Source organism: Acinetobacter sp. YH12136 (assembly GCF_013418545.1).
GTDB classification, from domain to species: domain Bacteria; phylum Pseudomonadota; class Gammaproteobacteria; order Pseudomonadales; family Moraxellaceae; genus Acinetobacter; species Acinetobacter towneri.
Window position 1 is genome coordinate 1 of sequence record NZ_VPBV01000024.1, and the last position, 24,872, is coordinate 24,872.

Below are 24,872 nucleotides of genomic sequence, written 5' to 3' on the forward strand. Positions count from 1 at the left end.
AAAGTCGTTTGAATGATTTCTTCTTGGTCTACGTGCCATAAAATACTCCATATATTGATGTTTATAACATCATTTGAGGAGCAGAGTATCACTTATAGGAGTTGTTCAAATTTCCGGATCCATCTCTCGTTTTAGATTTTTTTAATCCCCCTCCTTGCGCCATATATGGCTCACCTTTGACAAAGGGGGAGGCTAGCACGAGATATAGCTCATCTTTGACAAAGGGGGAAGCCTAGCACCAGCAGTGCAGATTGAATAAATCAATCCTCATTCTTATTGGCTTTATAGGCATAGGCATAGTTATAACCATAGCCATAACCGCCCGCTTCACGTTGAATATCATTCAAAATAAAGCCGTTGACTTTCACGCCAGCTTGTTCAAAGCGGTTGACAGTCAGTTCAAGCTCTTTCATTTGCGTCTTGGCATAACGTGCCACAACCAAATTCACACCCGCATATTGTGAAATAATAATCCCATCGGTTACCGCAAGAACTGGCGGGGTATCAATCAGAATATGGTCAAACTGACTAGACAAGTGCGTGAGCATGTCTGAAAATTTTTGCGTGCTTAACAACTCTGACGGATTGGCAGGACTTTTACCACGGCTGATGAAGCTTAAATTTTCAACTTCAGTACTGCGTACAATACTGCCTAACTCGTGTTGACCATTCAGGTATTCGGTTAAGCCAGGCTTAGGGTCGTAATTAAAGTATTTGTGCATATAACCACGACGTAAATCGGCATCAATCAATAATACGCGCTTATCACTTTGCGCCAAAATAGTAGCTAGGTTAGTTGAAATAAACGATTTACCCAATTCTGGTGCAGGACCAGAAATCATAATGATATTGTTTTTGGCATTACCTAAGGCAAAGTGAATAGCAGTACGCATGCTGCGCAGGCTTTCAATGGCAATATCATCACTGTTTTTAACCGCAAGAATAGGAATATTCTTTTTCTTTTTCAGAATTTTAATACGGCTTTCTTGCACAGGTGAACGTGGCACAGTGGCATAAACAGGTAAATCCAGTTCATTTTCAATCTGATTCGAGTCTTTAATACCTGAACGCAACATATTACGCAGTAAGGCCAATAATGTGCCCAGAAAACCACCTAAGAAAACCGACAAAATTAAAATTTGTAATTTCTTAGGTTTAATTGGCTCAATCGGTTCTACAGCAGTATCTACAATACGCACATTACCAATTTCACCTGCTTTAGCAATCCGCAGTTGTTGGTAAGAGTTAAGCAAGCCTGTATACAGCTGTTGTTTGACTTCTACTTCACGGAATAGTTGTAAATATTGGCGTTGTAGTTCAGGTAAGCGTTTAAGTGTGCCGTCTAATTCAGCAATTCGTTTGTTAATCGCACCCAATTGAGCATTCATTTGCTGCATGACAGGGTGCTCATTGGTGTATTTGGCAGCAGCTTCAGCCACTTGTTGCTCTAACTGCGCTTTTTGGGTTTCCAAAGTAATACTTTGAGTTAAGTACAACTCAGATTCTTTGGTGACATCGACCGTATTAAACTGTTGGCGGAAACGGTTAAATTCACGTTCTGCCACGTCTAACTGTTGTTTCAGTTCTGGGAGCTGGTCTTCCAAAAACTTTAAAGTTTGTGCAGTTTCAGCAGTACGACGTTCAATATTTTGTTGGCTATACGCCGCTAAAATGGCATTTAGTACTTGGGTAATGTGTTGTTTGTCTGACCCTTGGTAATTCAGCCCCAACACACCTGTTAACTTGCCTCTTTCTGCTACAGAATAGTCAGCGGTTAAGCTTTTCATGGCAGCAGGTAAGCTTTGTTTTTGGATGTTATAGGTAGCGTTAAAGCTGTCTTGACTAAAAATAGCGACTTTCCACAGCCCAAATTCAGACTGTAATTGACTGACTTGGTTTAAAGGTGCAGAAAAAACCACCTGTTCGGTTTCTTCATCGGTGAGGCTGTATTTGCCTTGTGCAAATTTTAAAATTAAGTTTTTATCTTGAAAATATTGTGGGATATCGAACTGGCGGATATCAAAACTTTTTTGATTGTCTTTAAATAGTACCGATTTGGCTGAATATTCACTGTCATATTCATGCTTGGCAATTAAACGATTCCAGAAACTATCTTCCGTACCCGAAACGCGAATATTTAAATTCAGATGATCAATCACGCTGCCCAACACCAAACGTGATTTTAAAATTTCAATTTCAGCTTGTGCAGGCGATTTCTGCTCAATCATGCTGGACAGATCACCCAATAGTGCTGCAGAGGCACCTTTACTGTCTTCGACCTGTACTAAGGCATCTACTGCATAGGTGTCTGGCGTAGTTCTTAAATACAGTAAAGCGCAGACGATACTGAGTAGAACGCAAAGAATAATCAGTTTCCATTGTGCGATTAAGGAGAAAAATAATTCCTTTAAATCAATGGTGTCTTCGGTGTTGGCGGTTTGGCTCATAGTTTAAATATCAAAAAAGTAGAATATCAAAAAAATCTAGAATATCAAGAAACTAGATATATTTTTTCCAGTCGGCAATGCAGGCTTGAATTAATGTGCAGGTTTCATCAAATACGGCCTGATCGTGCTGATATGGGTCAGCGACGTTTTTACTTTGCCAGTGCCCCAATCTAAAGGTTTTGCCTTTGGCAAAGGGCCACGTTTGTTCCACATGCTTTTGTTGATTTTGGCTCATCACCAAAATCAGGTCGGCTTTTTTAATTAAGTCTGCATTGAGTTTTTTTGCCACGTGTGGACTCAAGTCGATGCTGTGACGTTGCATACATAAACGGGCTTTGTCATCGGCTGCATGGCCTACCAAACCCGAAATACCTGCAGATTCAATCTGTAAGTGTGGGTACTGCTGTTTTAAAAAGTATTCTGCCATGGGGCTACGACAAATATTGCCAATACACACCACCAAAATGTGATTAATTTTCATTATTTACCCAAATTATCTAGTTGATAAAGCACACTAGAGAACGGAATCATCTGATTCACGACACGTTGCCAGCGGGCCAAGCCTGATGCATCGACATAGACAATATCATTGCTGCGCATTTTAAATTGATTGGCCAGACCAAAATCGGCAATGCTGGTTAAATCCATGTGATAGACTTCGGTATTTGCTGCATTCGGCTGACTGCGGACCACATAAATTTTACTACGGCTGGCAGACAGTGGGTTTAAGCCCAGGCTTTCACCCAATACATCGCTTAAGCTCATGCCTTGATCACGCATAGGGAGCGATTGGTTTTTACCCGATTCACCCATCACATAAATTTTTTGGTTTTCACGGTTGTTGACATACAAGGTGTCATTCGGCTGGATGAGTAAGTTGTGCAATGACAAGCCTGCTTTTTCCAACTCTACGGTATTGAGTTGATAGCTACGCCCCTGACGCACTAAAGTCATAGAAGCATTGTCACCTTGTTGGGCATTGACCCCGCCTGCCATACCTAAAGCGGTATACACACTCACAGGTTGATCATTTAAATAGAATTGCCCGCCTTTCATGACATTGCCTTGTACCGAGTATCGCTGCCCTTGGTAAGACAAGACTCGTACAATCACATCTGGAGTTTTTAAATAACGCGCCAATTGACTGCGCAACTCACGATTCACTTGCGCTAAAGATTTACCTGCCGCTTTATAACGCCCGATAATCGGAAATTGAATATAACCCTGCGAGTCAATTTGATAACCGTTAGATTGAATCGCTTGCTCATTGTTGATGTTGTTGGTAGGTGGGGTAATTTCAGGATATGCCCATAAATAAATAGAGAGAATATCACCTGAACTTAAGGTGTATTGACGCTGTGGTGTATGAAATAAATGCGCATAGTCTTGTTGAATATTGTGAACTGCAGGCTGCACCGCAAGCATTGAGTCTTGGGTGAGTTTAATTACATTGACCGCTGTACCCAAATCGGTGGTATAGACCCCTTCATTTGGTATGTCATAGGTTTGTAAGCCAGAGGTCACAGCACAGCCAGTGGCGGCAATGCCACATGCCAATAAAACAGCCAGTTGAAAGTGTCGCACGCGAGATTCCATTATTAATTTTTTAAAATCTTTTAAATAAATTGCAGTCATTTTACCGAACTTGTAAAATAGGTACATAGCAATTTGTAATCATTTTGCAGATTCTGTCAAATTCTTTGCGAAAAGTGATAAAAATCGCAAATTGTGAATTTACTCTAAACGCAGATTCAAATCCCAAGTGCAACACATTTGTAGTTAGTTGAAAAAGTTAGGTGTATTCATAGAATCATTAGACTTTTTCAACTCGCAATTGGAAAGCACACAATGAAGAAATACACCCAACTTTCTCAAGATGAAAGATACGAAATTTATGCTACTTTGAAAAGTAAAAGTTCAATCGCTACCCTTGCTCGAGAGTTAGGACGTTCACGATCAACCATCTACCGTGAATTAAAAAGAAATACTGGGCAACGTGGATATAGAGCTCAACAGGCAGCTAAATTTGCAAGTCAAAGACGGTACCGTCCTTCATCATCAATGACAGCATTTGCCTTCGCTTATATTGATTATTTGATTGGTTTGGACTGGTCACCAGAACAAATTTCAGGTGCTTTAACACAACGCGGTTGGCTGGGTGTACCTTCACATGAGTGGATTTACCAGTACATTTATCAAGATAAATCAAAAGGCGGTAAACTTTATCTACACTTAAGGCTTCAGAAGAAATATCGAAAACGCGGTTACAAAAACACGGATCGTAGGGGGCAAATCATTGATAAAACAAGTATTCACTGCCGAGACCAGGTCATTGATCAACGACAACGTTTAGGAGATTTCGAAGGTGACACGGTGATTGGTAAACATCATAAAGGTGCTTTATTGACTCTCGTTGATCGAAAGAGCCTGTATGTACATATTGTTCATTTAGGGCCAACGAGAGCATCCTCTCAAACGATTACTTGTGCATTAGATCGTTTACAAATGAGCCATGCTTATAGTGTGACATTTGATAATGGCAAAGAATTTTCCGAACACAAAAGAATTACTGATGCTGGCATAGAGACGTATTTTGCTGATCCTTACAAGTCTATTCAGCGAGCTAGAAATGAAAATACGAATGGTTTAATCCGTCAATATCTGCCAAAATCATCATCGTTTGATGACGTGTCAAACGAACAAATAGAGCAGATAGAATTTGCACTCAACCATCGTCCTAGAAAAACACTAGGTTGGTATACACCGAGTGAAGTTATGTCTGGTTTTTATACTGTTGCACTTGCCGCTTGAATCCGCCAAATTTAAAAAGTTGAATATTCGCAAAAAACTATACACTGTTGCTCCTCTTAAGTAATTTGAGCACAAATCACAATAGAAATTTCATGATTTTCTGCTAGAATCGCTGCCGAAAGATTCATTCTTCATAAAATACAGATATAAATTAAAAGGCGCTCAAATGCTACAGCTCTCAGACCTAAAAATTGCCATTATTGGTTTAGGCTATGTCGGTTTACCCTTAGCGGTTGAATTTGGCAAGAAGCTGCCTGTTGTGGGTTTTGATATTCAGCAAAAACGTATACAAGAATTAAAGAGCGGTCAAGACCATACCTTAGAGGTCTCGCCTGAAGAATTAAAACAATCTACTCATTTAACCTATACTGCAAATTTAGAAGATTTAAAAGACTGCAATTTCTTTATTGTGACGGTACCAACCCCGATTGATGAATATAAGCAGCCGGACCTGACACCATTGGTCAAAGCCTCGCAGAGTATTGGTAAAGTGCTAAAAGACGGCGACATTGTTGTTTATGAGTCAACGGTTTATCCGGGAGCCACAGAAGAAGTCTGCATTCCTGAACTGGAAAAAGTTTCAGGCTTGAAATTCAACCAGGATTTCTTTGCCGGTTATAGTCCAGAGCGCATTAATCCGGGTGACAAATTGCACCGCGTGACCAATATTCTCAAAATCACTTCAGGTTCTACGCCTGAAGTCGCTGATTTTGTTGATCAGGTCTATAACCTGATTATTGAAGCCGGCACCCATAAAGCCACCAGCATTAAAGTTGCTGAAGCGGCAAAGGTGATTGAAAATACCCAGCGAGATGTCAATATTGCGCTGATTAATGAGCTGGCCTTGATCTTCAATAAACTGGGGATTGATACCGAAGCGGTGCTTGAGGCTGCAGGTACGAAATGGAATTTCCTGCCGTTCCGTCCGGGTCTGGTTGGCGGGCACTGTATCGGGGTGGATCCGTACTATCTCACCCATAAAGCGCAAGCGATTGGTTATCACCCTGAAATTATTTTGGCTGGCCGCCGTCTGAATGATGGTATGGGCGCCTATGTGGTGACTCAGCTGGTGAAAGGCATGCTGAAAAAACGCATTCAGGTGGAAGATGCCAAGGTGCTGATTTTAGGCTTAAGTTTTAAGGAAAACTGTCCCGATATCCGTAACACCCGCATTATTGATATCGTCAATGAACTGAAAGAATATCACGTGAATGTGGATGTTTATGACCCATGGGTAGATTGTGCCGAAGCCGAGCATGAATATGGGATTCAGCCTGTTTCGACATTAACAGACCACAGCTATGACGCCATCATTTTGGCGGTGGCACATCATCAGTTTAAAGAGATGGGCGTAGAGAAAATTCGTGCCTTGGGCAAAGCAGAATATGTTTTATATGATTTGAAATATGTACTTGCACAGTCTGAATCTGATCTTCGTTTATAATTGATAAGGATATTATAAAGATGAGCCAATATCAGACAGTATGCGAGCAATTAAAGCAAAGCCCTAAAATCTGGCTAGTGACGGGGGTTGCCGGTTTTATTGGCTCCAATCTGTTAGAAACACTGTTGAAACTCGATCAAACGGTTGTTGGTCTGGATAACTTCGCTACTGGTCATCAACATAACTTAGATGAAGTGCAGTCATTGGTCAGTGCGGCGCAATGGGCGAAATTCACCTTTTATGAAGGCGATATCCGCAATCTGGAAGATTGCCAAAAAGCCTGTGCCGGTGTGGATTATGTCTTGCATGAAGCAGCTCTAGGCTCAGTACCACGTTCGATTGCTGACCCGATCACTACCAATGCCACCAATATCAGCGGTTTCCTGAACATGCTGACTGCGGCGCGTGATGCCAAAGTCTCCAGCTTTACCTATGCAGCCAGCAGCTCAACCTATGGTGACCATCCAGCATTGCCGAAAGTGGAAGAAAACATTGGCAAGCCTTTGTCGCCTTATGCCGTGACCAAATATGTCAATGAGCTCTATGCCGATGTTTTTGCTAAAACTTATGGCTTTAAAGCGGTTGGTTTGCGCTACTTTAATGTCTTTGGCCAGCGTCAGGATCCGAACGGAGCCTATGCGGCGGTGATTCCGAAATGGACCGCAGCCATGATTGCCGGTGACGATGTATTCATTAATGGTGATGGCGAAACCAGCCGTGATTTCTGCTTTATCGATAACACGGTGCAAGCCAACATTCTGGCAGCGACCACAGCCGATGATGCCGCAAAAAATCAGGTCTATAACGTCGCAGTCGGTGACCGTACCACCTTGAATGATTTGTATCGTGCGATTCAGGCTGCACTGGTTGAAAATGGCGTGAACTATACGAAAGATGCGGTGTACCGTGACTTCCGTGCCGGAGATGTACGTCACTCCCAAGCCAGCATTGCCAAAATTGAGAAAGCCCTGGGTTATGCACCTGAGTTTCGAATTAATGCCGGTATTCAGCTGGCCATGCGCTGGTACGTTAAAAATCTGACATGATTGCACGTATTTTTGCCAAATATCAGTCAATTGGCTTAATCACGTCGAGTTTATTAGTAGGTGCGATAATCACATTTATCGCACTTCCTTTTTTAACGCGCCTTTATTCGGTGCAGGATTTTGGTGAATATGGTATCGCCTTGGCTGTGGTCAGCGTTTTATCGACCATTGCCAATTTGCGTCTCGATCAAGCCTTATTGGTCGCGGAAGAGCAGGACAAAAAAAGCCTGATCTTTGAAGGAATGATGTTCTCCACAGGTATTGTGGCGGTCAGTGCCATCATCTTAAGTTTTATTTTTAATGCGGCTGTGGTGGTTGCCATTTGTAGCGGTGTGATGGCCAATACCCTGATTCAAACTATCTATAATTATAAATTTGCCGCGCATGCAGAATATTTCTGTGCCGGACTGAATATTTTGCGTAGCCTGATTGTGGTGCTGGTACAGCTGGGTTTGCCCTTGTTGATGAGCATCAGCCTGGTCAACAGTTACAGTGCCAGTTCGCTGCTGATGCTGCTGTTTATATTGATTTATATTGTAAAAAATCAGCTTTATCAGGTCAGTTGGCAGGCATTTAAGCACTATCAGGATTTTATTTATTCCAATACGCCACATGCCTTGCTGAACAGCTTTTCGCATAACTTGCCTTATTATGTGGTCTCGCATTTTGTCGGTGTGCAGGCGATGGGCTTCTATGCCATTGTGGAGCGGACTTTGCGGGTGCCGATTAATTTAATGTCGCAAACCATTCGCCAGTTCTTTATCCGCAAATTTAAACATCTGGAAAATAGTCAGGAAGTCCTGAAAAGCAGTGTACTGTTGAGTCTGCTGTCTCTGCCGCTGTTTGCCGTGTTTTTTGTGCTGCCAGAATCCCTGTATCTATGGGTATTTGGCAAAGACTGGGTCGGCATCTCTACCTATTTCCAGATTTTGGCCTTGGGCTATTGGGCCATTTTTTGTAATCCGCCCAGTTCGGCCTTCCTGATTGCACAGCGTAGTAGCCATGTGCTGTTTAGATTGCAGATTATTGAGTTATTGATTAAATTCGTTTTATTTTTCGGCCTGTATCTACTGGTAGAAGATAAAATCTATATGCTGCTTGCCGTGCCGGTTGCCCTGATTTTTTATAACTTTGCCATTTTATTCTCTGTGTGGAGTAGCAAAAAGTGATGTTTTTTAAAACCTTAAAATACATGAATTGGTTTGCTTCACAGTGCCGTAAAGTGATGTACAACATGGCATTTGGCACAAAATTTCGTTACTTCGGCAAAGCGTGTACCCTAGAGATTAATGGCCAAGTCAAGATCGGCAACAATGTTTATATTGGCGATCATGCCAGCCTAATCGTTGAAAAAGGTGCAGTGCTTGAGATTGCTGACAACAGTTTTATTGGTGAAAATTGCTATATCAAATGCTTCGGTGGCAAGGTGGTGATTGGCAAAGATGTTAGCATTAATTCCAAGTCCTATATTAATGGCTGTGGCGGTGTCACGATTGGCGATAACACTCGGATTGGCACGCAAAGTATTATGATTGCCAGTAATCATAAGTTCGGTGAGCCTGATCTTTTGGTTAAAGATGCGATTACCAAACTCGGTGTCAGCCTCGGTGAAAATATTTGGCTCGGTGCACGCGTGACGGTTTTAGATGGTGTCACCATTCCAAGCAACAGCGTGATTGGCGCGTGTAGTTTAGTGTCTAAACCACTGGATGATGCGGGTGTGTATGTCGGTAGTCCCGTCAAGAAAATCAAAAATCTATAAATCAGGTCATCATACTGACTTTGGTCCGAATATCTTCAAGCGCATTTTCAGCGTAAAATATTCAGCGATTTTTCCTCCTTTTTAGAACCTGACATAGGTCATGTATATGGCATTTATTGTTTCTGCTTTTCGACAGCTGTTTGATTTGGTTTATTTTATGGCCAAAGGCAGTGTGGCATATGCACGTAAAAAGGGGGTCAAAGTCGGTGAAAACTGTCGAATTTATATTAAAAATTGGGGCTCAGAACCGTTTTTAGTCGCGATTGGTGATCATGTCACGGTCACATCAGGCGTGAAGTTTATTACCCATGATGGTAGTACTTGTTTGGTCAAAGATGATAAAGGCAAACGTTATCAACACTTTGCACCGATTCAGGTTGGTTCACATGTCTTTATTGGCGTAAATAGTATTATTATGCCGGGCGTGAGTATTGGTTCCAATGTGGTGATTGGTGCAGGTTCGGTGGTGACCAAAGATATTCCAGATCATTCTGTGGCGATTGGTGTGCCGGCTAAAGTAGTGTCGAGCTTTGCTGATTATCAAGCCAAAATTCAAAGCACTTGCGCGAGTGACAGTGAACTCGTTGGCATTATTGATTACCGCGCACGCGTTGAACGTGCCATGGTGATTCAAGCCTCAAAACTCTCAGATTAATACGTTCCCATTTCATGTTATTTAGGTCTGATTATGTTGAATAAAGTCATGTTCTTTTTGCCAAGCTTGGGCGGTGGTGGTGCAGAACGTACAGTCATTCAACTAGCGAATAGTTTGGCCGAACAAGGACTTAAGATTCATTTGGGTGTATGTGACCTAAATGGTGAAAAAGCCAAGCTGTTACCCGAAGTGAGTTCAAAAATTGAATTGGTCAATTTTAATTGCGGTCGGGTGATGAATAGCATTACGCCCTTGAAAAAAAAAATGAAAGCTGAGCAATATGACTGCTTAGTGGCAACGCAAACCCATACCAATATTGTGGCAGGCATTGCCAAAAAGTTAGCAGGCGTCAAAACACGTTTGATCTTCCGTGAAGTGTCTACGCCGTCTAAAAATATGAAGTTGCAGGGGATTGCCAAGTTTGTGCTAAAAACTTTGGTGAATTGGACTTATCCCATGGCACAGCAAGTGGTCTGTGTCTCTAAAGGGGTTGAAGCCGATTTTCGTGAATATTATGGCTATAAAAATAATAATCTGAGCACGATTTATAACCCTGTGCTGGATGACGCCTATTTTGAAAAACTCCAAGCGCCAGTCACACACAAATTTTTGAACGATGACCATAAAGTGATTTTGGCAGTGGGGCGTCTCACTGAAGCAAAGAACTTCGGTTTTCTGATCCGTTCTTTTAAAGCTTTGCATGATCAGCATCCTGAAACCCGATTATTGATTTTAGGTGAGGGCGAACTGCGTGCAGAGTTTGAGGCTTTAGTTGCTGAATTGGGTTTAAAAGACGTGGTGGATTTACCGGGATTTGATGCCAATCCATACGCCTATTTTAAATACGCATCGCTGTTTGTTTTAAGCTCCAATTGGGAAGGTTTACCAGGCGTTCTTATTCAGGCACTGGCTTCAAAAGTAAAAGTGGTCAGTACCAGCTGTCCAAGCGGGCCAATGGAAATTTTAGAAAATTCTAAGTTTGGTTTATTGGTAGAATGCAATGATCAGGCAGGGTTAACCCAAGCCATGCAACAAGCAATTTTTGCAGATTATGTACAGTATTCTGAAAATGAGTTTCAGGCGCATATTCAGCAGTTTCATAAGCAAACCGTACTTAAGCAGTATTTGCGTATGATGGAGTCTGCATCATGAATAAACCCTTAATAGTGCATGTGATTACCAACTTTGCGGGAGTCGGTGGTGCTGAGATGATGCTGGCACGCTTAATCCAGCAAACTGAACATGACTATCAGCATGTGGTTATTGCATTGATGAAAACCTCCGAGGTGTATCAAAGTACTTTAGATCGATGTCAGTCATATTATGCATTGGGTTGGAATGGAATCAATACGCTGGGGACGATTCAAAAACTGCGTGTTTTACTCAAACAATTACAACCGAAAACCGTGCAATGTTGGATGTACCATGCCAATGCATTGACAAGTTTAAGCATTATTGGTTTAGCCCAAAAACCAAAAGTAGTTTGGGGTATTCATCATTCGCTTGCTTCTCCTAAAGATGAATCGATCAGTACCAAGATTGCGTTGGGCATAAGCAAAATACTGTCACAGCAACCTAGTGCTATTATTTATTGTGCGCATTCATCCATGCAACAGCATCAGGCCTTCGGCTTTAAAAATGGCAATAGCCAAGTGATTGCCAATGGCGTGTTTCTCGATAAGTTTCAGCCGAATTTACAGTTAAATCAGCCTACGGTGATTGGTTTTGCAGGGCGTTATCACACGGCCAAAGGCTACCCCTATTTGTTTGAAACGATGGGCTTACTGAAAGATAAAAATATCATCTTTAAAATTGCTGGCAGCGGCGCGAGTTTAGAAAATCCTGAAGTAAAAGCCTTGTTTGAGCAGTATCAGCTAGATGCCGAAAAAGTGCATTTGCTTGATCAAATCTCGGATATGCCTGCTTTTTATCAATCCATTGATGCATTTCTCATGACCTCAATTACCGAAGGTTTTCCGAATGTGTTGGTGGAAGCGATGGCATCGGGACTGCCATGTATCAGTACCGATGTTGGCGATGCCAAATATATTGTGCAGGATTTAGGAAGTATTGTTCCACCACGTAATGCGCAAGCTTTGGCAGATGCGATTTTAGCCTATACACAAAAATCAGAAGCAGAAAAACAAAGCTTAAAACAAGCCGTGCGTGAGCGTGTAGAAGCACATTTCAGTATTGAGCAAGTGAGTCAGCAATATATGCAAGTTTGGGAGCAAAGCCGTTGAAATTTCTGATGATCAGCAGTTTTCTGCCTTCTGTTTTAAATTTCCGCGGGAAACTGTTGGAAGCTATTCATACGCAAGACTATGAAATTCATATTATGGCGCCTGAGTTTGCATCATTTCCTGAAGAGCAGCAAAAACTGCAAGCCCTTGGCTATCATCTGCATGAAATTCCCATGCAGCGCACAGGCACCAATCCGCTGGCGGATTTAAAACTGTTAAAACATCTCTATCAGAAGATCCGTCAAATTCAGCCGGATTATGTACTGTCTTACACGATCAAACCTGTGATTTATGGCACGCTTGCGTCATGGCTTGTGAAAGTACCGCATCGTTTTGCTTTAATTACAGGTCTGGGCTATGCCTTTCAAAATGTGGAATCTGGCAAGCGTAGTCTGTTTCAAAAGCTGGTGCATGGCTTATATACACAAGCGCTCAAACGTAGCGACAAAGTTTTTTTCCAAAACCCAGATGATTTAAAGCTGTTCCAAGAGATGCACTTACTGGATGTTAGTAAACCGACTGTAGTGGTGAATGGTTCAGGGGTAAATGTGCAAGATTTTGATGTCATGCCTTTACCAAAAAATGAACAAGGGCAGGTCAAAGCATCTTTCTTGCTGATTGCACGCCTGCTCGGTGATAAAGGTGTACGTGAATATGCGGAATCGGCACGCATCATCAAAGCGCAATATCCTGAAGCAGAATTTCATTTGGTCGGTTGGATTGACGATAATCCATCTGCGATTACCCAAGCTGAACTTGATCAATGGATGGCTGATGGTCGTCTCAAATATTGGGGTAAACTCAGTGATGTCCGTCCTGCCATTGCACAAAGCTCTGTGTATGTATTGCCATCTTATCGTGAAGGTACGCCACGTACCGTACTAGAAGCCATGGCAATGGGACGTGCGGTGATTACCACTGATGCGCCGGGTTGTCGTGAAACCGTATCGCATGGTGTAAACGGCTATTTGGTCGAAGTAAAATCAGTCGATGATTTGGTGAAAAGCATGCAATATTTTATTGAAGATCCAAAACTTATCGAGTTGATGGGGCAACGCTCCCGTGAGATGGCTTTAAATAAATATGATGTGCATCAGGTGAATAAACATATGCTTGGTGAAATGGGAGTCATCGATATCAATTTAGAGTCTGGCGCATGTTGATTAAATACATCAAAAGCGACTTATATCGTTATACGGGAAAAGTCAGTTTTAAATTGTTTATTAAAAACTACCTATTTAATCGCGGCTTTAATTTTTCATTTTGGTTACGTATTGCCAGTTCAAAAACGTTTTTAGCAAAACTTGCTTATCCCATTTATTATTATAAAAGAAAGCAATATGGGATCGATATTCATACCACGACTAAAATTGGCTATGGCTTATATATTGGACATGGTGGACCTTTAGTCATTAATCCCACAGCAGAGCTTGGGCATAACGTCAATTTATCTCAATTCACAACGATTGGCGCCAATGGTGGTCGTCGTGCAGCCAAAATTGGTAATAATGTTTATATTGGACCTCATGTCTGTATCGTGGAATCAATTACGATTGGTGATAATTCAACGATTGGCGCGGGTAGTGTGGTGACGAAAGATATTCCTGAAAATGCTACGGCTGTAGGAAATTATGCCAAAGTCATTCACATGAATAATGCAGGTCAATCTGTAAATAGACGTTGGACAGATCTTGACTAAGGGGCAGAGGAATTCAATGTTAAAACGTATTATTGATATCACCATTGCTTCCACGGCTTTAATTCTGTTGTCACCCGTGTATTTGATCGTGGCACATAAGGTGAAAAAGAATTTAGGTTCACCGGTGCTATTTCGTCAGGTGCGTCCGGGTTTACATGGCAAGCCATTTGAAATGATCAAGTTCCGCACCATGAAAGATGCGCTGGATGCTGAGGGCAACCCATTACCCGACAGCGAACGCCTCACCCCATTTGGCAAAATGCTTCGTGCCACCAGTCTTGATGAAATGCCTGAACTGTGGAATGTGATTAAAGGTGACATGAGTATTGTGGGTCCACGACCACTGCTGATGGAATATCTGCCTTTATATAATCAGGAACAAGCCAAACGCCATAACGTGCGTCCGGGCATCACGGGTTATGCACAAGTGAATGGTCGCAATGCCATTTCATGGGAAAAGAAATTCGAACTCGATACATGGTATGTGGAAAACCAATCACTGTGGCTCGACTTTAAAATCATGTTGAAAACAATAAAAAAAGTGCTTGCCAAAGATGATATCAGCGCCGAAGGCGAGGCGACCATGAGTAAATTTACCGGCACACCGGAACAAAAAAAATGACAATACTTTATGCAATTTATGGGGCATCAGGTTGTGGGCGCAGTCTCATGCCGATTGCCCGTCAGCAATTGGCGCGTGAACAAGATCCATCTGAAATTGTCTTTATCGATGATGCTTTAACAGAAATCGGTTCGGTGAATGGTCATCGTGCTATGAATTATTCAGCCTTTTTAAATGAATCAGCATCGACAAAATACGTGCAAATTGCGATTGCGAATAGTTGTGTACGAGAAAAGATTGCCAATCGTTTAGAAGCGGACAGTATTCAGCTTTGGTCAATCTCTGCGGACAACGTCATTTTGATGGATGAAGTGCACATCGCGGAAGGTTCGGCACTTAGCCCATTTGTCACAATCACCTCCAATATTAAAATCGGTAAATGCTTCCATGCCAATTTATATAGCTATGTCGAGCATGATTGTGTGATTGGGGATTTCGTTACCTTTGCACCAGGCGTAAAATGCAACGGCAATATTCATATTCATGACCATGCCTATATTGGCGCAGGTGCCATGATTAAGCAGGGCACCTCCGATCAGCCTTTGGTGATTGGCAAAGGTGCGATTGTCGGCATGGGCGCCGTGGTCACCAAAAGTGTCCCTGCGGGCGCAACAGTAGTGGGTAATCCTGCGCGGATTGTCACCACTTCATAGCAATAAGTTTTAGGAAAATTCCATGTTAAACAGTGCATTTGAGCCTTGGCCAAGCTTTACCCAAGCAGAAGCCGATGCGGTATCAAAAGTTCTTCTCTCTAATAAAGTGAATTATTGGACAGGTCCGGAATGCCGTGAATTTGAAAAGGAATTTGCACAGTTTGCAGGAACCAAACATGCCATTGCCGTAGCAAACGGCACGGTGGCACTGGATTTAGCCCTAAAAGCCCTCGGCATCGGTGCAGGCGATGATGTGATTGTTACCTCACGCACGTTTTTAGCTTCGGCAAGCTCGATTGTGACTGCAGGTGCCAATCCTATTTTTGCCGATGTAGAGCTGGATTCACAGAATATTTCTCGCCGTACCATTGAAGCAGTGATAACACCGAATACCAAAGCGATTATCTGTGTGCATTTGGCAGGCTGGATGTGTGATATGAACCCGATCATGCGGTTGGCTGAGGAAAAAGGCTTTTTTGTGATTGAGGATTGTGCCCAAGCGCATGGTGCAATGTACAAAGGAAAATCAGCTGGTTCAATTGGTCATATTGGCGCATGGTCTTTCTGCCAAGACAAAATCATGACCACGGGCGGTGAAGGCGGTATGGTTACTACCAATGACGAAAGTCTGTGGAAAAAAATGTGGTCGTATAAAGATCACGGTAAAAACTTTGATAGCGTGTATAACAAGCAACATCCGCCGGGATTCCGCTGGCTGCATGACTCATTTGGCACCAACTGGCGCATGATGGAAATACAGGCGGTGATTGGCCGTTTACAGCTCAAACAAATGCCAGAATGGACTGCAAAACGTAATGCCAATATGGCGCGTATTCAAGCGGCGTTTGAAAATAGTCCGTATTTTACTGTAGCAAAACCATCTGTTGAATATGTGCATGCAGCCTATAAATGCTATGTTCAAGTCAATGTCGATGCATTACCCAACGGCTGGTCGCGTGATCGAATCATGGCTGAAATCAATGCATTGAATGTGCCTTGTTTTAGCGGCTCGTGTTCAGAAGTGTATTTAGAAAAAGCTTTTGATGATACGCCTTGGCGTCCTGCGCAGTCTTTACCGCAAGCTAAACAGCTAGGTGCAACAAGCTTAATGTTCCTTGTACACCCAACATTGTCTGAGCACAGCCTGCAGAAAACCGTGGATGCGATCCAAGCGGTGATCGCAAAAATCTAAACCTGAAAAGAGCGTATAATATGCGCTCTCATTCGCTTTATTGACCCTATTTGAGCATCTTGTGAAAGACTTTATCCGTTCTATAGCATCATTACCGCGTCGCCAAAAACAAATCGTTTTGGTGCTGATGGATATCTGTGTTTTACCGTTAATGATGTGGCTGTCTTATGCCATACGTTTGGCGCGTCCCAATGTACAGGTCATGCAAGGACTGGATGCTTGGTATATTTATGTCGGTATTTTGGGCATTGCTATTTTTGCTTTGCTCGGAATTTACCGCGCAATTGTGCGTTCATTTAATGAAGACTATCTGCTGCGAATTTTAATCGGAACATTTATTCAAATCGTGGCCTTATACACGATTAAAAAATTAAATGTTGCATTTATTCCCATGAGTATTCCGCTCATGTATGGCTTTATGTTGTTTTCATACATGTGGTGGAGCCGTGCTGTTATTCGCTACGCTACTCTTAAAACTTTTGCCAAAAAACAAAGCCGTAAACGTGTAGCAATTTATGGCGCAGGGCTGGCAGGTCAGCAGATTGCGGCCGCTTTAAACCGTTCTGATGATTATTTGCCCGTGTGTTTTATTGACGATAAGCGCTCCTTACAAAGTCAGTCACTGAGTGGTTTAAAAATTTATTCACCCAAAAAAGCGCAAGCAAAACTTGGAAAATTTGGCATTGAAGAAGTATTACTTGCCATGCCTTCCGTTGGTCGTGCACGGAAAAAAGAGATTATTGAGTCTTTTGATACAGCAGATGTCAAAATTATGGAACTGCCAGGGGTAACCCAACTGGTCGATGGTAAGGTTAAAGTTTCAGATATCCGTGAAGTGGATATTATTGACCTATTGGGGCGTGATCCTGTACCGCCGAAACCTGAACTGTTAGAAAAAAATATTAAAAATAAAGTGGTCATGGTGACAGGGGCGGGCGGTTCAATTGGCTCTGAGCTTTGTCGTCAGATTGTGAAGCATCAGCCTAAAATGTTAGTGCTGTTTGAAATGTCTGAATTTGCCTTGTATTCAATCGACCGTGAATTGCAGGCTTCTGATATACAAATTATTCCAGTGCTAGGTTCTGTCACCAATCAGCAAAAATTAGAACGTATTATTCAAGAGTACAAAGTGCAAACAGTTTATCATGCCGCAGCTTATAAACATGTACCACTTGTTGAAGCAAACCCATTTGAAGGTATTTATAATACGTCCATTGGCACACAGCGTAGTGTAGATGCAGCGGTGAATCAAAATGTTGAAACTTTTGTTTTAATTTCAACCGATAAAGCGGTACGTCCAACCAATGTTATGGGGGCGTCTAAACGTATGGCAGAATTGTATTGTCAGGGCCTAGCGTCGACGAATCCAAAAACGCAAATTAGTATTGTACGCTTTGGTAATGTGCTGGGTTCATCGGGGTCTGTAGTGCCTTTGTTTAAAAAGCAAATTGCACAAGGTGGGCCTGTGACTGTGACAGACCCTGAAGTAACGCGTTACTTTATGACCATTCCAGAGGCTGCACAGCTGGTGATTCAAGCGGGTGCGATGGGTACAGGTGGAGATGTATTTTTATTGGATATGGGCGAATCTGTGAAGATTGTTGATTTAGCTAGACAAATGATTCGCTTGAGTGGTTTCCGCGCTATGGATGAAAATGGAATTGGAGATATTGAGATTCAATTTACAGGTTTGCGTCCAGGTGAAAAGCTATATGAGGAATTGTTGATTGATCAAGATGGTGTTGAAAAAACAGAGCATGAGAGGATTTTGAAGTCTTTTGAGAAATTTTATAAACATGGTGAAATATCGAATGTTTATAATGAATTTAATGAGATCATGACCGATGAAAATAAAGCTCAACTTATGAGGATATTACGAACTTATGTAGATGGATTTGTACATTAATAATGTTAAAAAACAACACTAAAACATGGGTTTTGTCAAAAAACAAAGACAACAAAGATGGTTTTTACTATAATGTGTGGAAATCTGTAAGTGAACTCTTACTAATTATATCTAAGTAGATGAGTTAAGCTATTAATAGGATTAGAAGTCTGAAATGCAAGTTTTTTCTAAAAAGATTTTTTCTAATTCCTTATGGATGATGCTTGAAAAAGTGATTTCCATTTTTGGTTTAATTTTTGTGAATGCATTGATGGCGAAATATATAGGGCCTGAAAATTTTGGTAAATTAGCTTTTACCACTTCTATTTTTTTATTTGTACAGACCTTGGCATGGTTTGGTGCTCAAAATATTCTATTTAAAAGATTTAGCCAAAATGCTCAATCTGGATTGAAGCTAGCTATATCCACACAAAAAATGCGACAATTTTTTTGTGTGTTAGTCTCTGTAATTGCTCTGGTTTATTTATGGCTGTATACAGATCCGCTCACCTTTATATTTGGACTCGGTAATTTTATAGCAAGCTATTTTATTGTGAGTGATTTTTACACGACTTATAATAATAGTCAGCTAATCTCTTATGTAAATGCTATTTCAAACACCATTGGTTTAGCTGTAGCTTTAATTTTAAGATTTTTTTTGGTGTTATTTGAAGCACAACCTTACACCATGATCTATCCAATTATTATAATTGCATTGATTCCATATTTACTAAGAAAAATTTATTACCATCAGAAAAACAAGAAAATTTTGGTTACACATACGAAAAAATATAATAAATATTTATTTGTGACGGGAAGTAGTTTAGTTTTTTCAACATTATCTATTGTTTTCTATACACAAATTTCAAATATATTTTTAGCAAAGTATGTATCATTTTCAGAAGTAGCTATTTATAACGTCGCCATGACTTTGGGTGGAGCATGGGGTTTTGTAAATCTTGCTTTAATTACAAGTTTTTTTTCCAAAATTTATGAAGAAAAGCAATTTGAAGTTCAACAAAAAATTTTAAAGCAATTACATATCATTGTTCTTCTAATTTCAGGCTGTGCACTCTTAGGTGTATTGTGGTTAGGCAAATGGATCGTTGCATGGCTATATGGTGCTGAATATAGTCTATCGTCAGATTTACTTCCTTACATCGTTATAGGTACCGCATTGTCAGCACTGGGTACAATTAGCTATCGTTATATGATTGTATTTAGTGCTTATAAATATTTATCATTAAAGATGTTTGTTATGACTGTGTTAAGCGTTGCATTATCATATTTTTTAATTAATTTATATGGTATTTGGGGTGCAGTTATTTGTTTTGTAATAGTCGAACTTATTTCGTTAACAATTGCAAATTATTTTTTTAACAATAGATTAATTTTGAAAACACATTTGAATTTTCTCTATAGATCAAATAAGGGTGTTAAATGAAAGATTTTTTAAAAGATTTTTTGCGTAGAAATTTTCCTATATTTTTTTTGAAATTATTTTATTTTAAAGTGACCAAAAAATATCTAAATATAAAAAATCCAAAAACATTTGATGAAAAGATTCAATGGTTGAAATTATATGACCTACCTGAAAATGAGCTGGCTATTAAATGTGCAGATAAATTTTTGTTATCTTCTTATCTTGAAAATAAAGGTCTTGAAGGGATTAATGCAAAGTTGCTAGGATCTTGGGATACTTTTGATGAAATTGTTTTTGATAGTCTTCCGAATAAATTTGTATTAAAAACAAATAATGCTTCGGGAACTAATTTTTTTTGTGAAAATAAGAAAGATCTAAATTATTTAGAATTAAAGAATACATTTAACAACTGGTTGAAATTAGATTTTGGTATGCTTTCATTAGAAAAACATTACTCCAAAATTTTACCTAAAATAATTGCTGAAGAATTTTTAGATTTTTCTGAACAGAATCTTGAATATAATTTTTATTGCTTTAATGGGATAGTAAGATTTTGTAAGGTAGTGAGTTTTGATAATAAAGAAACTAAAAAAGGCTTAGCACGTTGTTATGACAACGATTGGAAAGAGTTGGATTTTGATTATCCACAAAATTTATTGGAACCTGTTAAAAAACCGAATGATTACGATTACATGGTTAATATTTGCGCTGATATAGCCAAAGATTTCAAATTTATTAGAGTTGATTTCTTTCAATGTAATAATCGAGTTGTATTGGGTGAGTTAACATTTAGTCCAGCTGCTGGAATAGCTAGAGGATTTAACGATAAAGCTCAAGAAACGATGGGACAATGGTTAGATATTCAAAGACTTCATTAAAGAGAAATAATATGTTAAAAAAAATCACAGTCGTTGGGACAGGCTACGTAGGATTGTCAAATGCTGTTCTTTTTGCGAAACAGCATCAAGTTATTAGTTTAGATATAAATTCTGCTCGTATTGATTTAATTAATCAAAAAAATTCACCCATAGCTGATGATTATATTGAACAAGCATTAAGTGAACAAGAGTTGAATTTAACTGCAACCTTAAATGCTGAGCAAGCATATAAAGATGCCGATTACATTATTGTTGCTACGCCAACCAATTATGATGCTGAAACGAATTATTTCGATACCTCATCGATTGAAAGTGTGATTGCTCAAATTTTACCGATCAATAGCACGGCAACAATTATTATTAAATCCACAATTCCAGTGGGATATACTGCACAATTAAAAGAAAAATTTAAAACCAATCAAATTGTATTTGCACCAGAGTTCTTACGTGAAGGAAAGGCACTTTATGATAATTTGCATCCATCTCGAATTATTGTGGGTGAAAAATCTGAACGTGGTGAAAAGATTGCTCAACTTTATTTAGATGCAACAATCGAGAAAAATGCGCCAACACGTTGCATGGATTCGACTGAAGCAGAAGCGGTAAAGTTATTTTCGAATACTTATTTAGCAATGCGAGTGGCTTATTTTAATGAGCTTGATACTTACTGTGAAAAAAATAATCTAAACAGTTTAGATATTGTCCAGGGTGTGAGTTTAGACCCACGAATTGGAAACCATTATAACAATCCTTCATTTGGTTATGGTGGATATTGTTTACCAAAAGATACTAAACAGCTATTAGCAAACTATAAAGGTGTACCACAAAATTTAATTCAAGCGATTATTCATTCAAACCAAACACGTAAGCAGTTTATTGTTAAAGAAATTTTGAAAAAACGCCCTAATGTGGTGGGTGTGTATCGTTTAACAATGAAAGCAGGTTCTGACAACTTCCGTGATTCTGCCATTCAAGACATTATGCGTGAATTAAAAGAATATAATGTTGAGGTTGTTGTGTATGAACCGACATTGAATGTTGAACATTATGAAAGCTACTCAGTCCAAAATAATTTAAATGAATTTCTAAATATTTCAGATGTAATTTTAGCGAATCGTATGAATGATGATTTAATAGAAGTACAGTCTAAGTTATATACACGTGATTTGTTTGGTGAAAACTAATTTTTTATTACAATTGCATTGAGATAAATGATGAAAATACTAATTACGGGTGGTGCAGGTTTTATTGGTTCTGCTGTAGTACGCCATATTGTTCACAATACTCAAGATACAGTTTTGAACGTTGATAAACTAACATATGCTGGAAATTTAGAGTCTTTAGCAAGTGTCGAAAATATGGAGCGTTATGCTTTTTCACAAACAGATATTTGTGATCGTAGTGCTCTAGATGACTTGTTTTTAAGCTTTCAACCAGATGCTGTTATGCATTTGGCTGCTGAGTCACATGTAGATCGTTCAATTTCTGGGCCGGCTACTTTTATTGAAACCAATATCATTGGTACCTATCAGCTATTAGAAGCAACACGTCAATATTGGAATACCCTTTCTCAAGAGAAAAAACAAGCATTCCGTTTTCATCATATTTCAACTGATGAAGTTTACGGTGATTTAGAGGGAACAGAAGATTTATTTCTTGAAACTACGCCATATGCACCAAGCTCTCCGTATTCTGCCAGTAAAGCCAGTTCAGATCATTTAGTTCGAGCTTGGCATCGCACATATGGTTTGCCTGTAGTTGTCACCAACTGTTCAAACAACTATGGACCATATCATTTTCCTGAAAAGCTGATTCCATTGATTATTCAAAATGCTTTGGCGGGTAAACCACTACCTGTTTATGGGAATGGTCATCAAATTCGAGATTGGTTGTATGTAGAAGACCATGCTCGTGCCTTATATAAGGTTGTTACTGAGGCTCGTGTAGGTGAAACCTATAATATTGGTGGACATAATGAGCAAAAAAATATTGATGTTGTAAAAGCAATTTGCGAGTTACTCGAAGAGTTAGCACCGAATAAGCCATCAGGTATTGAGCATTATCAAGATCTCATTACTTATGTGACAGATCGCCCAGGACATGATTTACGTTATGCCATTGATGCATCAAAAATTAAAAAAGATCTAGGTTGGGTACCTCAAGAAAGCTTTGAAACAGGACTGCGTAAAACAGTTGAATGGTATCTGAATAATCAAGAGTGGGTTGAGCATATTCAGAGTGGTGAATATCAAAACTGGATTCAACAGCAATATCAAACTGAAAAGGCTTAATTAATTAGATGAAAATTTTGCTTTTAGGTAAAAATGGCCAAGTCGGCTGGGAATTGCAACGCGCATTACAGCCGCTCGGCGAAGTTATTGCTTTGGATCGGTATATCAATAGCGATGGTCTATGTGGTGATATTGCAAAGTTTACAGCGATTGAACATGTATTAAAGCAAGTGCAACCTGATATTGTGGTAAATGCCACTGCTTATACAGCTGTAGATAAGGCTGAATCTGAACAAGATCAAGCGGATCTGATTAACCATCTTGCAATTGCACATTTGGCAGAACAATGCAAACAGCAGAATGCATTGTTCATACATTATTCAACCGATTATGTATTCAATGGTGTGGGTACAAATGCCTGGGCTGAAGATGATATCAAAGCACCCATAAATCATTATGGACGTACTAAACGTGATGGTGAAATTGCATTAGAAAATAGCCAAGTGCGTTTTATTAATTTCCGTACGTGCTGGGTATATGGTGCACATGGTCATAATTTTATTAAGACGATGTTGAAGTTGGCACAAACCAAAGAAGAGTTAGGGATTATTCAGGATCAAGTTGGTGTACCAACAGGTGCAGCATTGATTGCTGATGTTACGGCACAAGTTTTGCGCTATTACACATTGCAGCCATCTGAACAACAGTTACAATTACATGGGCATTATCATTTGGCACCAACGGGTGAAACTACATGGTATGATTATGCTCAATATATTTTTGAGCAAGCTCGCCAAAGTGGTGTGAATTTAGCTATTCAAAAAGTAAATCCAATTGCGACCTCGGCTTATCCAACACCTGCTTGTAGGCCATTGAATTCAAGATTGAATACGCAGAAATTGCAGAAAACTTTTAAACTTCGCTTACCCGAATGGCAGCAAGGAGTAGCTCAAGTAATGAATGAGATTTTAAAAACATGACAACTTCAATAAAGCGTAAAGGTATTATATTGGCTGGTGGTTCGGGCACGCGTTTGTATCCAATCACAATGGGAACATCTAAGCAGTTGCTTCCAATTTACGATAAGCCAATGATTTACTACCCTTTATCCGTATTAATGTTAGCGGGTATTAAAGAGATTTTAATTATTTCTACGCCTGAAGATTTACCTAACTTTGAGAAATTGTTAGGTACAGGTGAAGAACTTGGTATTCAACTCTCTTATAAAGTTCAGCCATCTCCAGATGGTTTAGCCCAAGCCTTTATTTTGGGTGAAGAGTTTATTGGTGATGACAATGTCTGCTTGATCTTAGGAGATAATATTTTCTATGGTCAGCACTTTAGTGATCAGTTAAAACGAGCAGCTCATCAAACCAGCGGTGCAACAGTGTTTGGTTATTATGTCAATGATCCAGAACGTTTTGGAGTGGTTGATTTTGATGCTGAAGGAAAGGCATTAAGTATTGAAGAAAAACCTGAACAGCCAAAATCGAACTATGCTGTAACAGGTTTATATTTTTATGATAACAATGTTGTCGAAATTGCAAAGAATATTAAACCGTCACATCGTGGTGAACTTGAAATCACGGATGTGAATAACATTTATCTTGAAAAGAATGCTTTGAATGTCGAAGTGCTTGGTCGTGGCTTTGCTTGGTTAGATACAGGTACCCATGATTCTTTGCTTGAAGCGAGTCAGTTTGTTCAAACGATTGAAAACCGTCAGGGTTTAAAAGTGGCAAGTCTTGAAGAGATTTCATTCAACAATGGTTGGATTGATGCAACACAGTTGAAAGCTCGTGGAGAGTTCTTTAAGAAAACAGGTTATGGGCAATATTTGCTTAAACTATATCCGGAACATGCGGCTAAAGCGAAATAAAA

General features: G+C 39.9%; 23 protein-coding genes. 20 read left to right on the top strand and 3 right to left on the bottom strand.

All coding sequences use genetic code 11. The annotated features are described in order from the left end of the window. Window positions 1-260 precede the first annotated feature (260 nt). From FTU71_RS10930 to FTU71_RS10940, 3 genes are read right to left on the bottom strand one after another with little or no spacing between them, the layout of a single operon-like run. Complete coding sequence (locus FTU71_RS10930; RefSeq protein ID WP_180111974.1) at window positions 261-2,447, bottom strand: polysaccharide biosynthesis tyrosine autokinase; 2,187 nt, start codon at window positions 2,445-2,447, stop codon at window positions 261-263. Window positions 2,448-2,499: 52 nt separating this feature from the next. Continuing rightward, window positions 2,500-2,928 carry a low molecular weight protein-tyrosine-phosphatase gene (locus FTU71_RS10935; protein WP_180111975.1) on the bottom strand — a complete coding sequence of 143 codons (429 nt, stop codon included), beginning with the start codon at window positions 2,926-2,928 and terminating at the stop codon, window positions 2,500-2,502. Next, the gene (locus tag FTU71_RS10940) at window positions 2,928-4,031 is read right to left on the bottom strand and encodes a polysaccharide biosynthesis/export family protein (RefSeq protein ID WP_180111976.1); all 1,104 of its coding nucleotides are present in this window, start codon (window positions 4,029-4,031) and stop codon (window positions 2,928-2,930) included. The genes FTU71_RS10935 and FTU71_RS10940 overlap by 1 nt, the downstream gene beginning before the upstream one ends. Window positions 4,032-4,295: 264 nt before the next feature. On the opposite strand from FTU71_RS10940, the gene FTU71_RS10945 reads away from it, so the two are divergent. The 20 genes from FTU71_RS10945 (at window position 4,296) to rfbA (ending at window position 24,870) form a co-directional block, all read left to right on the top strand. Further along, window positions 4,296-5,258 carry an IS30 family transposase gene (locus FTU71_RS10945; RefSeq protein ID WP_180111977.1) on the top strand — a complete coding sequence of 321 codons (963 nt, stop codon included), beginning with the start codon at window positions 4,296-4,298 and terminating at the stop codon, window positions 5,256-5,258. 166 nt (window positions 5,259-5,424) lie between these two features. After that, window positions 5,425-6,702 carry a Vi polysaccharide biosynthesis UDP-N-acetylglucosamine C-6 dehydrogenase TviB gene (tviB, locus tag FTU71_RS10950; RefSeq protein ID WP_179988869.1) on the top strand — a complete coding sequence of 426 codons (1,278 nt, stop codon included), beginning with the start codon at window positions 5,425-5,427 and terminating at the stop codon, window positions 6,700-6,702. Between the two features lie 20 nt (window positions 6,703-6,722). Further along, window positions 6,723-7,748, top strand: a complete 1,026-nt coding sequence (locus tag FTU71_RS10955) for an NAD-dependent epimerase/dehydratase family protein (protein WP_180111978.1) — start codon at window positions 6,723-6,725, stop codon at window positions 7,746-7,748. Next, window positions 7,745-8,917, top strand: a complete 1,173-nt coding sequence (locus FTU71_RS10960; protein ID WP_180111979.1) for a lipopolysaccharide biosynthesis protein — start codon at window positions 7,745-7,747, stop codon at window positions 8,915-8,917. The genes FTU71_RS10955 and FTU71_RS10960 overlap by 4 nt, the downstream gene beginning before the upstream one ends. After that, window positions 8,917-9,510 carry a DapH/DapD/GlmU-related protein gene (locus FTU71_RS10965; protein WP_179988887.1) on the top strand — a complete coding sequence of 198 codons (594 nt, stop codon included), beginning with the start codon at window positions 8,917-8,919 and terminating at the stop codon, window positions 9,508-9,510. Before FTU71_RS10960 ends, FTU71_RS10965 begins: the two co-directional genes overlap by 1 nt. A gap of 106 nt (window positions 9,511-9,616) precedes the next feature. Further along, window positions 9,617-10,165 carry an acyltransferase gene (locus FTU71_RS10970; RefSeq protein ID WP_180111980.1) on the top strand — a complete coding sequence of 183 codons (549 nt, stop codon included), beginning with the start codon at window positions 9,617-9,619 and terminating at the stop codon, window positions 10,163-10,165. A gap of 33 nt (window positions 10,166-10,198) precedes the next feature. Beyond that, the gene (locus FTU71_RS10975) at window positions 10,199-11,317 is read left to right on the top strand and encodes a glycosyltransferase (protein ID WP_180111981.1); all 1,119 of its coding nucleotides are present in this window, start codon (window positions 10,199-10,201) and stop codon (window positions 11,315-11,317) included. Beyond that, complete coding sequence (locus FTU71_RS10980) at window positions 11,314-12,408, top strand: glycosyltransferase (protein ID WP_180111982.1); 1,095 nt, start codon at window positions 11,314-11,316, stop codon at window positions 12,406-12,408. The genes FTU71_RS10975 and FTU71_RS10980 overlap by 4 nt, the downstream gene beginning before the upstream one ends. Further along, window positions 12,405-13,571: a glycosyltransferase family 4 protein gene (locus FTU71_RS10985; protein WP_180111983.1), complete on the top strand. Its 1,167-nt coding sequence runs from the start codon at window positions 12,405-12,407 to the stop codon at window positions 13,569-13,571. Before FTU71_RS10980 ends, FTU71_RS10985 begins: the two co-directional genes overlap by 4 nt. Beyond that, window positions 13,565-14,107, top strand: a complete 543-nt coding sequence (locus FTU71_RS10990; protein ID WP_104498391.1) for a serine O-acetyltransferase — start codon at window positions 13,565-13,567, stop codon at window positions 14,105-14,107. Before FTU71_RS10985 ends, FTU71_RS10990 begins: the two co-directional genes overlap by 7 nt. Before the next feature lie 16 nt (window positions 14,108-14,123). Beyond that, window positions 14,124-14,729, top strand: a complete 606-nt coding sequence (locus tag FTU71_RS10995) for a sugar transferase (protein ID WP_180111984.1) — start codon at window positions 14,124-14,126, stop codon at window positions 14,727-14,729. Then, window positions 14,726-15,382: a NeuD/PglB/VioB family sugar acetyltransferase gene (locus tag FTU71_RS11000; RefSeq protein ID WP_180111985.1), complete on the top strand. Its 657-nt coding sequence runs from the start codon at window positions 14,726-14,728 to the stop codon at window positions 15,380-15,382. Before FTU71_RS10995 ends, FTU71_RS11000 begins: the two co-directional genes overlap by 4 nt. A gap of 22 nt (window positions 15,383-15,404) precedes the next feature. Further along, entirely contained in the window at window positions 15,405-16,574 is a 1,170-nt protein-coding gene (locus FTU71_RS11005) for a DegT/DnrJ/EryC1/StrS aminotransferase family protein (RefSeq protein WP_180111986.1), read from the top strand. Window positions 16,575-16,635: 61 nt separating this feature from the next. Continuing rightward, complete coding sequence (locus FTU71_RS11010; RefSeq protein WP_180111987.1) at window positions 16,636-18,480, top strand: nucleoside-diphosphate sugar epimerase/dehydratase; 1,845 nt, start codon at window positions 16,636-16,638, stop codon at window positions 18,478-18,480. A gap of 154 nt (window positions 18,481-18,634) precedes the next feature. Then, the gene (locus FTU71_RS11015) at window positions 18,635-19,903 is read left to right on the top strand and encodes an oligosaccharide flippase family protein (RefSeq protein WP_180111988.1); all 1,269 of its coding nucleotides are present in this window, start codon (window positions 18,635-18,637) and stop codon (window positions 19,901-19,903) included. Next, window positions 19,900-20,760 carry an ATP-grasp fold amidoligase family protein gene (locus FTU71_RS11020; RefSeq protein ID WP_180111989.1) on the top strand — a complete coding sequence of 287 codons (861 nt, stop codon included), beginning with the start codon at window positions 19,900-19,902 and terminating at the stop codon, window positions 20,758-20,760. Before FTU71_RS11015 ends, FTU71_RS11020 begins: the two co-directional genes overlap by 4 nt. An 11-nt stretch (window positions 20,761-20,771) precedes the next feature. Beyond that, window positions 20,772-21,944 (top strand): nucleotide sugar dehydrogenase, encoded by a 1,173-nt coding sequence (locus tag FTU71_RS11025; RefSeq protein WP_180111990.1) that lies wholly within the window; start codon window positions 20,772-20,774, stop codon window positions 21,942-21,944. 30 nt (window positions 21,945-21,974) lie between these two features. Beyond that, complete coding sequence (gene rfbB, locus FTU71_RS11030; protein ID WP_180111991.1) at window positions 21,975-23,051, top strand: dTDP-glucose 4,6-dehydratase; 1,077 nt, start codon at window positions 21,975-21,977, stop codon at window positions 23,049-23,051. 8 nt (window positions 23,052-23,059) lie between these two features. After that, window positions 23,060-23,971 (top strand): dTDP-4-dehydrorhamnose reductase, encoded by a 912-nt coding sequence (rfbD, locus tag FTU71_RS11035; protein WP_180111992.1) that lies wholly within the window; start codon window positions 23,060-23,062, stop codon window positions 23,969-23,971. Continuing rightward, window positions 23,968-24,870, top strand: a complete 903-nt coding sequence (rfbA, locus tag FTU71_RS11040) for a glucose-1-phosphate thymidylyltransferase RfbA (protein ID WP_180111993.1) — start codon at window positions 23,968-23,970, stop codon at window positions 24,868-24,870. Before rfbD ends, rfbA begins: the two co-directional genes overlap by 4 nt. Window positions 24,871-24,872 lie beyond the last annotated feature (2 nt).

Bases quoted from the DNA above. Each gene is read 5' to 3' on its own strand.
- FTU71_RS10945 (WP_180111977.1), top strand. From the start codon at position 4,296: ATGAAGAAATACACCCAACTTTCTCAAGATGAAAGATACGAAATTTAT.
- FTU71_RS10960 (WP_180111979.1), top strand. From the start codon at position 7,745: ATGATTGCACGTATTTTTGCCAAATATCAGTCAATTGGCTTAATCACG.
- rfbA (WP_180111993.1), top strand. From the start codon at position 23,968: ATGACAACTTCAATAAAGCGTAAAGGTATTATATTGGCTGGTGGTTCG.
- FTU71_RS10975 (WP_180111981.1), top strand. From the start codon at position 10,199: ATGTTGAATAAAGTCATGTTCTTTTTGCCAAGCTTGGGCGGTGGTGGT.
- FTU71_RS10930 (WP_180111974.1), bottom strand. From the start codon at position 2,447: ATGAGCCAAACCGCCAACACCGAAGACACCATTGATTTAAAGGAATTA.
- FTU71_RS10965 (WP_179988887.1), top strand. From the start codon at position 8,917: ATGTTTTTTAAAACCTTAAAATACATGAATTGGTTTGCTTCACAGTGC.
- FTU71_RS11015 (WP_180111988.1), top strand. From the start codon at position 18,635: ATGCAAGTTTTTTCTAAAAAGATTTTTTCTAATTCCTTATGGATGATG.
- rfbB (WP_180111991.1), top strand. From the start codon at position 21,975: ATGAAAATACTAATTACGGGTGGTGCAGGTTTTATTGGTTCTGCTGTA.
- FTU71_RS10995 (WP_180111984.1), top strand. From the start codon at position 14,124: ATGTTAAAACGTATTATTGATATCACCATTGCTTCCACGGCTTTAATT.
- FTU71_RS10970 (WP_180111980.1), top strand. From the start codon at position 9,617: ATGGCATTTATTGTTTCTGCTTTTCGACAGCTGTTTGATTTGGTTTAT.
- FTU71_RS11005 (WP_180111986.1), top strand. From the start codon at position 15,405: ATGTTAAACAGTGCATTTGAGCCTTGGCCAAGCTTTACCCAAGCAGAA.
- rfbD (WP_180111992.1), top strand. From the start codon at position 23,060: ATGAAAATTTTGCTTTTAGGTAAAAATGGCCAAGTCGGCTGGGAATTG.
- FTU71_RS10990 (WP_104498391.1), top strand. From the start codon at position 13,565: ATGTTGATTAAATACATCAAAAGCGACTTATATCGTTATACGGGAAAA.
- FTU71_RS11020 (WP_180111989.1), top strand. From the start codon at position 19,900: ATGAAAGATTTTTTAAAAGATTTTTTGCGTAGAAATTTTCCTATATTT.
- tviB (WP_179988869.1), top strand. From the start codon at position 5,425: ATGCTACAGCTCTCAGACCTAAAAATTGCCATTATTGGTTTAGGCTAT.
- FTU71_RS11025 (WP_180111990.1), top strand. From the start codon at position 20,772: ATGTTAAAAAAAATCACAGTCGTTGGGACAGGCTACGTAGGATTGTCA.
- FTU71_RS10935 (WP_180111975.1), bottom strand. From the start codon at position 2,928: ATGAAAATTAATCACATTTTGGTGGTGTGTATTGGCAATATTTGTCGT.
- FTU71_RS10955 (WP_180111978.1), top strand. From the start codon at position 6,723: ATGAGCCAATATCAGACAGTATGCGAGCAATTAAAGCAAAGCCCTAAA.
- FTU71_RS11000 (WP_180111985.1), top strand. From the start codon at position 14,726: ATGACAATACTTTATGCAATTTATGGGGCATCAGGTTGTGGGCGCAGT.
- FTU71_RS10980 (WP_180111982.1), top strand. From the start codon at position 11,314: ATGAATAAACCCTTAATAGTGCATGTGATTACCAACTTTGCGGGAGTC.